This window comes from Stutzerimonas stutzeri, assembly GCF_002909485.1.
GTDB lineage: Bacteria > Pseudomonadota > Gammaproteobacteria > Pseudomonadales > Pseudomonadaceae > Stutzerimonas > Stutzerimonas stutzeri_AH.
This window is the reverse complement of sequence record NZ_PPXG01000004.1, coordinates 308,412-321,568: the sequence shown is the minus strand read 5'-3', so window position 1 is coordinate 321,568 and position 13,157 is coordinate 308,412. Positions and strand designations below refer to the sequence as shown.

The 13,157-nt window shown below is 60.8% G+C and carries 12 protein-coding genes and 3 tRNA genes; 5 read left to right on the top strand and 10 right to left on the bottom strand.

Annotation, left to right across the window (positions count from 1 at the left end):
- Nucleotides 1–186 precede the first annotated feature (186 nt).
- The 3 genes from ampE to nfi all read right to left on the bottom strand — a co-directional run bounded on the left by ampE (nt 187) and on the right by nfi (nt 2,427).
- Nucleotides 187–1,023 (bottom strand): regulatory signaling modulator protein AmpE, encoded by an 837-nt coding sequence (gene ampE, locus CXK91_RS11825; protein ID WP_103456259.1) that lies wholly within the window; start codon nt 1,021–1,023, stop codon nt 187–189.
- Between the two features lie 15 nt (nt 1,024–1,038).
- A complete protein-coding gene (gene ampD, locus CXK91_RS11820) occupies nt 1,039–1,590 on the bottom strand; it encodes a 1,6-anhydro-N-acetylmuramyl-L-alanine amidase AmpD (protein WP_103456258.1) in 552 nt (183 codons plus the stop codon).
- A gap of 111 nt (nt 1,591–1,701) precedes the next feature.
- Complete coding sequence (gene nfi, locus CXK91_RS11815) at nt 1,702–2,427, bottom strand: deoxyribonuclease V (RefSeq protein WP_103456257.1); 726 nt, start codon at nt 2,425–2,427, stop codon at nt 1,702–1,704.
- Nucleotides 2,428–2,584: 157 nt separating this feature from the next.
- Between nfi and CXK91_RS11810 the strand changes: the two genes are divergently transcribed.
- Nucleotides 2,585–3,574 carry a GlxA family transcriptional regulator gene (locus tag CXK91_RS11810; protein WP_103456256.1) on the top strand — a complete coding sequence of 330 codons (990 nt, stop codon included), beginning with the start codon at nt 2,585–2,587 and terminating at the stop codon, nt 3,572–3,574.
- Nucleotides 3,575–3,705: 131 nt separating this feature from the next.
- Here the strand turns inward: CXK91_RS11810 and zapE are convergent, their stop codons facing one another.
- From zapE to CXK91_RS11795, 3 genes are all read right to left on the bottom strand, one after another.
- On the bottom strand, nt 3,706–4,800 hold the full coding sequence (zapE, locus tag CXK91_RS11805) for a cell division protein ZapE (RefSeq protein ID WP_103456472.1): 1,095 nt from the start codon (nt 4,798–4,800) through the stop codon (nt 3,706–3,708).
- 169 nt (nt 4,801–4,969) lie between these two features.
- The gene (locus CXK91_RS11800; protein WP_103456255.1) at nt 4,970–6,328 is read right to left on the bottom strand and encodes a tryptophan--tRNA ligase; all 1,359 of its coding nucleotides are present in this window, start codon (nt 6,326–6,328) and stop codon (nt 4,970–4,972) included.
- A gap of 45 nt (nt 6,329–6,373) precedes the next feature.
- The gene (locus tag CXK91_RS11795) at nt 6,374–7,000 is read right to left on the bottom strand and encodes an alpha/beta hydrolase (RefSeq protein WP_103456254.1); all 627 of its coding nucleotides are present in this window, start codon (nt 6,998–7,000) and stop codon (nt 6,374–6,376) included.
- 138 nt (nt 7,001–7,138) lie between these two features.
- On the opposite strand from CXK91_RS11795, the gene CXK91_RS11790 reads away from it, so the two are divergent.
- Nucleotides 7,139–7,570 (top strand): YhcB family protein, encoded by a 432-nt coding sequence (locus CXK91_RS11790; RefSeq protein WP_103456253.1) that lies wholly within the window; start codon nt 7,139–7,141, stop codon nt 7,568–7,570.
- A gap of 47 nt (nt 7,571–7,617) precedes the next feature.
- Here the strand turns inward: CXK91_RS11790 and nadC are convergent, their stop codons facing one another.
- The gene (gene nadC / locus CXK91_RS11785) at nt 7,618–8,466 is read right to left on the bottom strand and encodes a carboxylating nicotinate-nucleotide diphosphorylase (protein WP_103456252.1); all 849 of its coding nucleotides are present in this window, start codon (nt 8,464–8,466) and stop codon (nt 7,618–7,620) included.
- Between the two features lie 427 nt (nt 8,467–8,893).
- Between nadC and CXK91_RS11780 the strand changes: the two genes are divergently transcribed.
- The 3 genes from CXK91_RS11780 to CXK91_RS11770 all read left to right on the top strand — a co-directional run bounded on the left by CXK91_RS11780 (nt 8,894) and on the right by CXK91_RS11770 (nt 12,771).
- Nucleotides 8,894–11,131, top strand: a complete 2,238-nt coding sequence (locus tag CXK91_RS11780) for a DUF1631 domain-containing protein (protein WP_103456251.1) — start codon at nt 8,894–8,896, stop codon at nt 11,129–11,131.
- Nucleotides 11,132–11,248: 117 nt separating this feature from the next.
- Entirely contained in the window at nt 11,249–11,422 is a 174-nt protein-coding gene (locus CXK91_RS11775) for a DUF3094 family protein (RefSeq protein WP_103456250.1), read from the top strand.
- Nucleotides 11,423–11,475: 53 nt separating this feature from the next.
- Nucleotides 11,476–12,771: an NAD(P)/FAD-dependent oxidoreductase gene (locus CXK91_RS11770; protein WP_103456249.1), complete on the top strand. Its 1,296-nt coding sequence runs from the start codon at nt 11,476–11,478 to the stop codon at nt 12,769–12,771.
- A 123-nt stretch (nt 12,772–12,894) separates the two neighbouring features.
- Here the strand turns inward: CXK91_RS11770 and CXK91_RS11765 are convergent.
- From CXK91_RS11765 to CXK91_RS11755, 3 genes are all read right to left on the bottom strand, one after another.
- Nucleotides 12,895–12,970 (bottom strand) — tRNA-Lys (locus CXK91_RS11765).
- Between the two features lie 5 nt (nt 12,971–12,975).
- A tRNA-Pro gene (locus tag CXK91_RS11760) sits at nt 12,976–13,052 on the bottom strand.
- A gap of 9 nt (nt 13,053–13,061) precedes the next feature.
- Nucleotides 13,062–13,137, bottom strand: a tRNA-Asn gene (locus tag CXK91_RS11755).
- Between the last annotated feature and the right edge of the window lie 20 nt (nt 13,138–13,157).

Below are 13,157 nucleotides of genomic sequence, written 5' to 3'. Positions count from 1 at the left end.
GGGTTATACGGGATATCGGTTGATGCTTTTGTAACTTAAGGTAATAGCCAAATGATGGCCAGCAGGCAAGCGCCGGTCATCGAACGCGCGAGGCGTCTGGCCTGAGGGTTGCGGCGCAGCAAGGGGGGCACGACCATACAGCGACTTTATGACGAGCTATTCAGAGCTGACCGCAGCGAGCGCTATTCAAGCGAGGATCGTCCAGACCGCGATCGCGGCGTACCAGAACACCCGCGTGCGCACCAGCAACGCGGCAATCGCATCGAGCCGGGCAATGCCTGTCTCGCCCTCAATCGAAGGCGGCAGGTCGGCGGCCAGTGGGCCTGCATCAGCCAACAGCCGACGCGCAGGCACATCCCAGCTCAGCAACTCATGCAGCAGGGCTCGGTTGACGGCGACGAAGTTGCCAACCAGCGCAAAACTGCCAAGCAGCACCCGCACCGGCAACCAATCGAAGGCATGTCGCAGCTGTTCGGCTCGCTCGCGCAATGCCTCTCGCTCGGCATGTTCGGCACAGAGCGAAAGCAGACGGTAAGCCAGCGCAGCCACTGGTCCGAGCAGCAAGTACCAGAAGATCACCGCGAAAAAGCCCTCGTAACTCTTCCACAGCAGGCGCGTCTGCACTGCATGCATCAGGCTGGGCGGGTCCTGCTCCTGCAAGCCGACGTCACGCTCGGCAGCCAACGCCGCCGCTTCCTGATCGCCGCGCCGCCACGCATCACGGAACGCACCGAGTTCAGCCTTCGCATGACCGCGACCGAGGCTATAGAGTAGCACCAGCAGGTGCAGCGGCAGGCTCAGCCAGCCATAGGCCAAAGGCTCCAGCGCCGCCAGCAGCAAGCCCAACAGCACCACTGGCAGCAACACCAGCACCAGTAACGCCAACCAGGGTGCCTGCTGCATGCGCGAGCTGGCCTCGACTTGACGCAGCCGCGCCAGCCATGGGCCGTCGTGCTGCAGTCTTGGCCGCCAATCGGAGAATTTCTCCACCAGCAGCACCAGCAGAATCACCAGAAAACTCATCATCCGTTCCTTTCGTCAGCAGGTAATGGAGGCCACACGCAGCCGTTGCCAGTCGAACGCCGGGCCGGGGTCGGTCTTGCGTTCCGGCGCGATATCGCTGTGTCCGCAGACCCGCTCGGGAGTGATCGCGGGATAGGCACGCTGCAGTACCCGACAAAGATCAATCAGCGCCTGGTACTGCGCCTCGCTGAATGGTTCGTGATCAGTCCCCTCCAACTCGATACCGATGGAGAAGTCGTTGCAGCTCTCGCGCCCGTCGAAGCAGGAAATCCCGGCATGCCAGGCGCGATCCAGACAGGAGACGAACTGAGTGATCGCGCCATCACGCTCGATGAGGAAATGCGCCGATACTCGCAGCTCGGCAATCTCCTCGAAGAAAGGATGCTCGCTGCACTGCAGGCCATTCTGAAAGAACTGCTGAACCTTGCCAGTACCGAACTGCCCCGGTGGCAGGCTGATGTTGTGAATTACCAGCAGGGAGATTTCGCCTGCCGGGCGCTGATTGAAGTTCGGCGACGGGCAGTGAAGGACGCCGTGGCACCAGCCGGTGGCAGAATCCAGATTCATCGTGAGGTCCATGCTGACATCAGGCCCGCAGGCTATCGCCTGCGAGAGGCCGCCTGCAAGCAAAGCCAAGCCCTTCGGCAAACCCGGTTACAAGCCGTTGGGCGGCGCAGGCTACCCGGCAGGACCGAGGCGACGCGCTGCAGCCTTCTCCTCTCGGCGCGAGGCGAGGCGATCGGCCAGGCGTGTCGGCTCTGGCAGGCGATAGCGCGTCAGATAACGCATCACCAGTTGCGGCGCGGTGGCGATGCTCACACGGTTGCCAGGGGAAATGATCAGCGGCCGGACCTTGTCCTTGCTGCGCAGCACGCAGCCGATCACTTCGCCAGTCTTCTTGTCGCGCAGCTCTACCTGCGCACCACGCATAAGATCGAGCTCATCATGCTCGCCTGTAAGCAGCTTCTTCGCCACGCCGATGGTGGGCAAACTGGTCACCACGCCCAAGTGCGCGGCGATGCCAAGACGCCGGGGATGTGCAATACCGTGGCCATCGGAGAAGATCAGATCGGGAACCGCGGGCAGCTCGCCCAGCGCCTGCAGCACGGCCGGCAACTCGCGAAACGACAGCAAACCGGGGATATAGGGCATGTTCGTCGGGATTCGCGCCAGGCTGCTGCCGACCAGCTCCAACGTATCGGCATCCAGCAGCACCGCCGCCGCTCGCGTAATGCTGCCACCCTCCTCGAAGCCGACATCCACCCCCGCAATCAAGCGCAACGGCGGGAAGTCATCCTGCAACCGCACCTGCGTGGCCAACGTCTGCTGCATCGCTCGCGCCGCTGCCGGGCTGCCATCCCAATCACCGAAAGGGTCGGCCGGATATTGACGGATTTCGTTCATATTTCGCTCCTGTAGATCAGCGGTTCGACGCCCGAGCGCTGCTACGGTTCAGCCGCATCGACTCAGTTCAGGCTGGACAGTGTCGCGAAAAAATAGGACGCTCCAGCCGCCACGCGGCAGTTTTACCCTGTTACTCCACCACAATAATTAGAATCGCATGCCCAAGCTCGCCTCGATCCAGCACGTCAGCATACTTGCCACCGAAGGGGTTTTCGCCTCGACGCTCATGCAAGCCAAAGACTTCTTTCACATGGCCAGCCTGCGCTACGGCAAGCAGCTTGGCCTTGACCTCACGCCAGCCTTCGAAACCCGCCTGGTCAGCCCGGACGGACAAGCAGTAAAAACCTTCAGCGGCACTCCCATCGCGGTGGATGGCTCGTTGGACAGGGCCGACATGGTGATCCTCCCAGCGTATTGGGGAGATTTCGACGCGCTCTGCGCGCAGTACCCTGCAGTAGCGCCCTGGTTGTGCGAGCAGCATGCCGCCGGCAGCGTCATTTGCGGCGAAGCCACCGGGGTGTTCTGGATGGCTCAGGCTGGCCTATTGGAAGGCCGTGAGGCGACCACTCATTGGCGGTTTGCCAATGACTTCGCCGAACGTTTCCCAGGCGTGCACTTCAGCGCCGACAAACACCTCACCGATAGCGACAACCTCTACTGCGCAGGCGGCACGACGTCAGCTTGCGACCTGTACATGTATCTGGTTGAGCGCTTCTGTGGTGCACACGTCGCCCAAGGCATGGCCCGCGATGTGCTGTTCGAACTGCAACGCAGCTACAGTCCCGGACGACTGGGTTTCGGTGGACAGAAGCTGCATCTGGATACGCGAATCCTGCAGATCCAGGAGTGGCTGGAAGCGAACTTCGCCGAGAAGTTTCGCTTCGAGGACGTGGCCCGCCAGCATGGCATGAGCATTCGCAATTTCATGCGTCGCTTTCAGGCCGCTACCGGTGACAAGCCGCTGCACTATTTGCAACGGCTGCGTATAGAGACGGCGAAGAGCTTGCTCGCCACCACCGGCAAGAGCATCAAGACGATCAGTTACGAGGTGGGCTACGACGATGCCAGCTTCTTCGCCCGACTGTTCCGGCAGCACACCGAGCTGTCGCCCAATCACTACAGGCAGAAATACCGTCCTGACGCGTAAAGTGGGCGAAGCAGGAGCATTGACTGGGGCGGCGCCATAGTCGCGCACGGCTGCCGCGGCTTGGGCTTGGGAATGGACTAGGATGCAGAACCTTGGCCGCGAGGATTCCAATCCCGCGGCCAGGCACCATGTCAGGGCTTGTGCGGCCGCGAAAGATACTCGTGTGACTGCATCTCCAGCAGGCGACTCAGGGTCCGCTGGAATTCGAACTCCAGACGACCGCCGGCATACAGGTCCTTGAGCTCGACCTCGGCGGAAAGAATCAGTTTGACGTTACGGTCGTAGAACTCGTCGACCATATTGATGAAACGGCGCGCCATGTCGTCCTTGGCCACGTTCATCTGCTCGATATTGGAAACCAGCACGGCGTCGAAGATCTTGCCCAGTTCGATGTAGTCATTCTGGCTACGCGGGCCATCGCACAACGCGCGGAAATCGAACCAGGCGACATCGTTGGCAACCTTGCGCGCCATGATCTCGCGGTTCTCGATCATCAGCGCCTCGTTCTCCTGCACCTTGCAGTTTTCCGTCAGCAGGCTGCGGAAACTCTTCTCGAGGCTCAGCTCGGCCTCGGCATCCAGCGGGAAGTGATACAGCTCGGCCTGCTCCAGCGCGCGCAGGCGATAATCGATACCGCTATCGACGTTGACGATTTCGGTGTGTTTCTTCAGCAGCTCGATCGCCGGCAGGAAGCGCGCACGCTGCAGGCCATCCTTGTACAAGCCGTCCGGCACAATGTTGGAGGTTGCCACCAGGCTGACGCCGTTCTTGAACAGCTCCTCGAGCAGAGTTGCAAGGATCATCGCGTCGGTGATATCGGAAACGAAGAACTCGTCGAAGCAGATCACCCGGGCCTCGTCGGCGAAACGCTTGCCGATGATGGTCAGTGGGTTCTTCTCCCCCTTGAGGGTCCTCATCTCTTCATGGACGCGCTTCATGAAACGATGGAAGTGCGTGCGCGTCTTCCGCTCGAACGGCAGCGCATCGAAGAAGGTGTCGACCAGGTAGGTTTTGCCACGGCCGACGCCACCCCAGAAATAGACGCCCTTGATCGGTTCCGGCTGTTTCTTGCCGAACAGCTTGCCGAACAGGCCGCTCTTGCTGCGATCGTCGGCCACCAGATCGTCGTACAGACGCTGCAGGTGACGCACCGCGTTTTCCTGGGCGGCATCGTGGAAAAAGTCAGGACGTTTCAGGTCGGCCTGATAGCGCTCAAGAGGAGTCATGGCGGAGTCTGGGTAGTGAAACGGGGCCGACACTTTAGCCGCGCCCTCGGTGGTTGGCAATTTACTCAGGTCGTTCAAGCGTCAGCCCTCCTGGCTCACCCGTTCATGGAGATAGCCGCGAGGCAGCGGAACGCAGCCTCGCGGTGCGTTTCGCCCAGGCAGCAGCGCATTACTCGACGAGCGTGGCCAGCGCCTCGCGCACCCGCAGCATGGCGGCGTCGAGCGCTTCGGCGTTCTCAAAGCGGGGGCTATCGGCGATGCATTCGTCGTTCAGCCACAGGGTAAATTGATCGCCTTCGTCCTCGCGAAGTTCCAGAGCATCCGGGCCACCTGCAATCAAACGCTGAGTCAGACTGCCAATCGCCTTCGGATTGCTCAACGGACGGGACAGCAGCAGCTCCTCGCCGTCGGGCGCGAAGAAACGAAAGCGGAACGCGCCGTCGGCCTCGCGGAAGCTGGCGAACCGCGCCACCTTGCTGGACTTCTTCTTGGCTGGCGCTGCACTTTTAACTTCGCTACGGAAGTTGCGCAGGCCCACAGCCTCACGCAGCTCGCCGAGAAATGGCGTGGCGATCCCGCGTGCCTTGGCGGCACCAGCCTGAAGAATGTCCTCCAGCTCGGCAGGCTTGGCGATCAGCTGGTGATACAGCTCCCGGGCCGCGCCCAACTCGTTGTCGAGCAGCTCGAATAGACGCTGCTTGGCATCGCCCCAGGCCAGCCCGTCGATCAGCTCCTGGCGGAATTCGGCCTGCTGCTGCGCCGTGGAGAAGGCCTGGTACAGCGTGAACAGGTGCGAGTTATCGGGGTCCTTCGGCTCGCCTGGCAGCCGGGAGTCGGTGACGATGCGCGCGATTGCGCCCTTGAGCTCCTTGGCACTGCCGAACAGCGGGATGGTGTTGTCATAGCTCTTGGACATCTTGCGCCCGTCCAGACCGGGCAGCGTGGCCACGCCCTCTTCGATCACCGCTTCGGGCAGGGTAAAGAACTCGCGGCCGTTACCGAACAGATGATTGAAGCGCTGGGCGATGTCGCGAGCCATTTCCACGTGCTGGATCTGGTCGCGACCGACCGGCACCTTGTGCGCGTTGAACATGAGGATGTCCGCCGCCATCAGCACCGGGTAACTGTAGAGCCCCATGGTTACGCCAGCATCCGGGTCTTCGCCACTCTCGACGTTCTTGTCCACCGAAGCCTTATAGGCATGGGCGCGATTGAGCAGCCCTTTGGCAGTGACGCAAGTGAGCAGCCAGGTCAACTCGGGGATTTCCGGCACATCGGACTGACGATAGAAGGTCACACGTTCGGCATCGAGTCCACATGCCAGCCAGGTCGCAGCAATTTCCAGACGCGAGCGTTGGATGCGCTGTGGGTCGTCGCACTTGATCAGCGCGTGGTAGTCAGCCAGGAAATAAAAGGAGTCGGCCGCCGCATCACGGCTGGCCAGGATTGCCGGACGAATCGCACCGGCATAGTTGCCCAAGTGCGGCGTGCCGGTAGTCGTGATGCCGGTAAGGATTCGGGTAGTCATTCAGCTGTATCTCGATCGTTAGGCACTGAAGAACGAAAGCAGCGGCTAGAGGCGCGGCGCGACCAGCTCTTTCAATTCAACCAGCTTGCCGTGAAAAAAGTGGCCGCATTCTGCCACTTTCAGCAGTTCGTGGGGGTGCTGCAGAGCGGCGGAGAAGGCATACACCGACTCGGCATCGATCACCTCATCCTGCCCTGGCTGGATGATGGTGAGTTGGCAGTCGTCAGCCAGCGACAGGCTGTTCAGCCGTGATACAGCTGGTGCCACCATCAGCAGGCGCTGCACTTTCTGCCCTTCTGACTCCAGCCGTGATGCCAGACTGCCGGCGACGAAACCACCGAATGAGAAGCCCAGCAGCGTCAACGGAAGGTCAGGGTATTGCTGCCGAAGCCAGCTCAGCGCAGCCTGGGCGTCATCCACCTCGCCCTCGACCATATCGTGCGCGCCGGCACTAGCGCCGACACCGCGATAATTGAAGCGCAACGTGCAATAGCCGGCGTCACGCGCAGTGCGTTGCAGAGTCGAGACCACTTTGTTCAGCATGGTGCCGCCCTTGACCGGGTTCGGATGGCAGATCAGTGCCAGCCCGGTGGGCTGCGGTTGATCGAAGTACAGCGCTTCAAGCGGCCCGCAGGGGCCGTCGAGAGAGAGAGGGGTTTCACGTTTCAACAAAGCAGGAACTCCGTGACCTTGGGACGAGTCGACTCGTCTTGCTAACTAGCTGCCAATAACCGCCGCCTCGCGTCGCGGTATACAGAGCAGGTACGAGACGTTAACGTAAGCACAGCCGTTTATATAGAGGAAGGACTCGTGGAACAGACCCTCGCGACCTGGTTGCTCCCGATCGTCGGCCTGATCGCCGGCATCGCCATCGGTTATCTGGTGGCACGCAGCAGCGCACCAAACCGCACACAGCGTCAGGTCGATGACCTGCAAGAGCGTTTCGACACCTATCAGAGTGAAGTGGTTACCCACTTCAACACCACTGCCAGCCTGCTGCGCAAACTGACCAACAACTATCAGGATATCCAGGATCACCTGGCCGATGGCGCCAGTCGCCTTGCGCTTGACGAGCAGACCCGCGAACGCCTGATGGCGGCGCTGCACAGTGAAGAGAGCAATGGCCCCCGCGAGCGCCTCTCGTCGCCGGCCTTCACCGAGCCACCGAAGGACTATGCGCCCAAGGGTGACGACACCCCCGGTACGCTGCACGAGAACTTCGGTTTGAAGAACCGCCACTGACCGAGCTGCCTGGCGCTACCGCTGCGCCAGGCCAACCTCTCCCCGCCTTACTGACGCAAGCGCATCGACAGATCCACGGCATGCACGTGCTTGGTCAGCGCGCCGATGGAAATGTAATCCACCCCTGTTTCAGCCACGCTGCGTAGCGTCTCATCGCTGATACCGCCTGACGCCTCCAGCTTGGCCCTGCCCGCGTTAATGGCAACCGCGGTACGCATGTCATCCAGGCTGAGTTCGTCCAGCATGACGATATCGGCACCCGCCGCCAGTGCCTGTTCGAGTTCGCCAAGGCTCTCCACCTCGATTTCGACCGGCTTGCCGGGCGCGATGCGGTGCGCCGCAGCGATCGCCTCGGCGATACCGCCGCAAGCGGCAATGTGGTTTTCCTTGATCAGGAAGGCGTCGTAGAGACCGATTCGGTGATTGTGGCAACCGCCGCAAGTGACAGCATACTTCTGCGCCAGCCGCAGCCCCGGGATCGTCTTGCGCGTATCGAGCAAACGCACGCCGGTCCCCTCCACCATATCGGCATAGTGGCGACAGCGGGTCGCCACACCCGAGAGCATCTGCATGAAGTTGAGCGCGCTACGCTCCCCGGTGAGCAACGCGCGCGCGGGGCCTTCGAGGTGGAACAGCACGCGGTCGGCTTCGACCTTGTCGCCATCGGCAACCTGCCAGTGGACGGCCACGCGCGGGTCAACCTGACGAAAGACGGCGTCGACCCACGCCACACCGCTGATAACCGCAGCCTCTCGAGTGATGACCGCAGCATGAGCCAACCGCTCCGCTGGAATTAGTTGGGCCGTGATGTCACCACTACCGACATCTTCGGTGAGCGCTCGGCGTACATTGGCATCGATTTCCGCAGCTAGATCGGCAAGGGTTAGATTCGGCATGGCTGACTCCTCAAGATTGCGCGGAGTATAAAGGCTCAACTCGCTGGCGACAGCGACAACCTGATGACCTCAGACAGGCAGGTCAGCGGGCTTTTTTTACCTCTTGGCGGAAAAGCTGCGAGTATCTGTGAGCCAAGTCATGTCCAATAAAAAACTGATCTTGGCATGCCAAAGTGATGCTTATAATGCCCTTCAAGAATATTGACGCCACCCAGCTGACGATGCCCGCTGACGAGGTGTCGTTGTAAAATCGAAACGCTCGGCTATGCTGCGCCAGAATCCGGTTCGACAGAAGAAACCCGCACACGATTGCGGGCTCGCCCGGTACCTTCCGCCTAGCCTTGCAAATTTGGTTACCTTTTTATAAGACGCTGTCTAAATCTGGCGTTGTGACCGCCCTAAGCAAGGCGACCGCAGGAGAGTCTCGATGCGAACCGATGCGAAAGTGGTGCAGCTGAACAAGGCCGCCCCTGAGCACAAGCCTTCTTCACCGGCAGGCCGACTGCCCGTGGCGCTCATTAGCGTGCGCGACAAGGCTGCACAGCAGCTGCGCCAGGCTCTGCAGTCGCTGTTCGACAATGCCGACGACTCGCTCTTCGAGATTGCCGACCGCGCAACAAGCAATGTCGAGCAGAATGCATTCTTCGAAGCCATGCGCGACCTTCGCATGAAGCGGCGCAACATCGAGCGGGGCTTTCTGCAGCAGCTGTTCGAGGCGTTTGCCAAGCTCAATCAGTACGAGATCGGCAAGCCACCTGCCATGGATGAGGTTTCGTTCGATAGCCTCTCCCTGGTGCAGAACGACGATCTGGAAGCCTCCGTTGCGGTCGACACAATGGTCGCCAAGGTCATGACTCGCGCTGCCCAGCCGCTGGGGCACCTGACCACGCGCATGAACGCGCTGATCAGCAAGAAGCTTGACGACAAGAGCAACCCGCTCGGCCCACATGCACTCTGCGACTATTTCATCGAGGCGAGCAGCAGCCTCGGCGTGGAGATCAAGGTCAAGCTGATCATCTTCAAGCTCTTCGAGAAATATGTACTCGGCGACCTCGACCAGCTATATGCCGAAGCCAATCAAACACTAGTGGCAGCCGGCATTCTGCCGGAACTCCAATCAGCTCCGCCGCGTCGCCAGCAGCGCCCAGGCGCACCATCGGGAAGCCAGGCGCCGTCGGCACCGCTTGGCCACGCCATTCACGCGGACGAGGGGCTGCAGGAAGCTGCATTCAGTGCGTTGCACAGCCTACTTTCTGAACTCCGCGGCAGCAGTGCGCTACCGGCTCGCAACATCCCCAACGATGCCATACCGATCTCCAGCGGTGACCTGCTCCGCCTGCTGTCGCACATGCAGACGCGCGCACCGCAAACCGTCGATGATTTCGATCTTCAGCAGCAACTCGACAGCCTGCTGAACAGGGTCAGCGCCAAGAGTGGTAAATCGCGGGTAGTCGGTGAGATCGATGACGACGTGATCAACCTGGTCTCCATGCTGTTCGAATTCATCCTGGATGATCGGAACCTACCGGATTCGCTGAAAGCGCTGATCGGCCGCCTGCAGATTCCACTGCTCAAAGTGGCGGTGTTGGACAAGACATTCTTCAGCCGCGGTAGCCATCCGGCACGACGTCTGCTCAACGAAATCGCGTCAGCGTCAATGGGCTGGGGCGATCAGGACGAGGCGCATCGCGACAGCCTTTACCAGAAAATCGAGCAGATCGTGGCACGCCTGCTCAACGATTTCGTCGACGACCCCGCCATCTTTTCGGAGCTGTTGGCAGATTTTCTCGCCTTCATTGGCGACGAGCGGCGCCGCAGCGAGCTACTCGAACAGCGCACCCGAGATGCCGAAGAGGGCCGTGCCAAGGCGGAAATTGCTCGCCAGGAAGTGGAATTCGCACTGAACCAGCGCCTGCTAGGCAAGACGCTGCCGGAAGTCGTGGTTCGCTTGCTGCAGGAGGCTTGGAGCAAGGTTCTGCTGCTTACCTGTCTGAAACATGGCACCCAATCCGAAGAGTGGCAGGCAGCTCTCGACACCATGGATGACCTGGTGTGGAGCGTTACCCCACATGAAGATGACGAGTCACGGGCACGCCTGCTGGAGTTGGTGCCAAGCCTGCTCAAAGCATTGCGTGATGGACTGGTCAGCGCTGCTTTCGACCCCTTCTCGACGGGCGACTTTTTCACCCAGCTCGAAGCACTTCACGTTCAGACCCTTCAGCGTATTCAGCAACCGCAGAGCGACCCGAACGGCGACGATCCTGCAACGCAAGCCGTAACGACCAGCTCAGCACCCGCCATGGTCGAAGTGGTCGATGAGATTGTGCTGCTAGCGCCTGGAGAGAGCCGCGAACAGGAGCCGGAGATCAGCCTGCCGGATAACGACCAGGCGTTGATCCAGGTCGATAACCTGCGCGTGGGCAGCTGGGTAGAGTTCCAGGAAGATGAGGAACACAAGCTGCGCTGCAAGTTGGCTGCCGTGATCAAACCAACCGGCAAGTATATTTTCGTCAACCGCACCGGCATGAAAGTCTTGGAAAAGACCCGCATGGGCCTGGCAACGGAGTTTCAGCGCGGCGCGATTCGACTGCTCAACGACACCCTTCTGTTCGATCGCGCGCTTGAGTCGGTAATCGGCAACCTGCGCAAACTGAAGAACACCTGACCCGCACGGAGAGCATGCCGTCTGGCATGCTCAGCCCTCGCGCGGCGAAACGCCGCACTTCACGCTTGGCTTTTGACCCGGCGCAGCTAGAATGCCTGCATCCCATTCGAGGTGCCTATGCCAAGCCGCCTGAAGCCCGAAGACCAGCAGCGCGTTGACGAATACCTCCGCGCGCCCCAGCACCAAGTCGAACGCCAGCCTTTTCGGCCCTGGCTCTTGCTGCTTCTGGTGGTGGTCGTAGTGATCGGGCTCGGCCTGCTGAGCCGCCTCTTGAGCCGCCTTGTGCTTTGAGCCCCGCTCGCCTGGCCGCCCCGCCGATTTCCTTGCAGCTATGAGTCAATCCCATGTCACATCGAGTCGTAATCGTCGGCGGCGGCGCCGGCGGCCTGGAGCTTGCTACCCGCCTGGGTAGGACCCTGGGCAAACGCGGCAAAGCGCGAATCACCCTGGTCGACGCCAACCTCACACATATCTGGAAGCCGCTGCTGCACGAAGTCGCCGCGGGCTCGCTGAATTCGTCTGCAGACGAACTCAACTACGTCGCCCAGGCCAAATGGAACCATTTCGAGTTTCAGATGGGCCGTATGGCGGGCCTGGATCGAGCCAGCAAGTGCATTCGACTTGAGGCCACTCGCGACGAGTTCGGCGTAGAACTCGTGCCTTCGCGCGCGCTGAACTACGACACTCTGGTAATTGCGGTCGGCAGTACGACAAACGACTTCGGCACGCCCGGCGCTGCCGAGCATTGTATTTTCCTCGACACCCGTGAGCAGGCCGAGCGCTTTCACCGGCAGCTACTGAGCCATTACATGAAGGCGCATGCAGGTGAGGGTGCCTCAAGCGAGATCAGCATGGCCATCGTCGGCGCCGGCGCCACTGGCGTGGAGCTCGCCGCAGAGCTGCTACACGCCGCCAAGGAGCTTGCCGCTTACGGACTGGATGGCATCAAGCCAGAAGACGTCAAGATCACCCTGATCGAAGCCGGCCCAAAAGTGCTGCCGGCCTTGCCCGAGCGCATCAGCCAGCCCGTGCACCAAACCCTGCTCGAGCTGGGCGTCAAGGTTCTCACCGGCTCAGCAGTCAGCGAAGTCACTGCCGAAGGTCTGCATACGAAACAGGGCGAGTTCGTCCCGGCCAGCCTCAAGGTCTGGGCCGCCGGGATCAAAGCGCCAGGCTTCCTTCACGAGCTTGATGGACTGGAAACCACACGCATCAACCAGCTAGTCGTGGAACCCACCCTGCAGAGCACCCGTGATGAGAACATCTTCGCGTTTGGCGATTGCGCCGCCTGCCCCCAGCCGGATAGCGACCGCAACGTCCCGCCCCGCGCTCAGGCGGCCCACCAGCAGGCCTCGATGCTGGCCCGCTCAATTCGTAACCGCCTGGAAGGCAAGCCACTGCCAACCTATCGCTACAAGGACTATGGCTCGCTGATCTCACTGTCGAGCTTCTCAGCCGTAGGCAACTTGATGGGCAACCTGACCGGCAACGTCATGCTCGAAGGCTGGCTGGCAAGGATGTTCTATATCTCGCTGTATCGCATGCACCAGATTGCGCTCTACGGCATCCCACGCACCCTGCTGATGATGCTGGGCGACAAGCTCAGCCGCAGCACCGAGCCACGCCTGAAGCTCCACTGATGGAGAGAAGGCGCACCTTTGCGGGTGCGCCTTCAACACCGGACCACATAGCCGCAGCCCCCAAAAAAAAAGCTGGATACCCGTGAGGGCATCCAGCTTTTTATGCTTCCTGAGAAGCTCCTATGGTGGGTCGTGTAGGATTCGAACCTACGACCAATTGGTTAAAAGCCAACTGCTCTACCAACTGAGCTAACGACCCAAAAATGGTCGGGGTAGGGGGATTCGAACTCCCGACATCCTGCTCCCAAAGCAGGCGCGCTACCGGACTGCGCTATACCCCGATTGGAATTTGGCTCCGCGACCAGGACTCGAACCTGGGACCCAATGATTAACAGTCATTTGCTCTACCGACTGAGCTATCGCGGAACAACTACAATTCCAGCTCC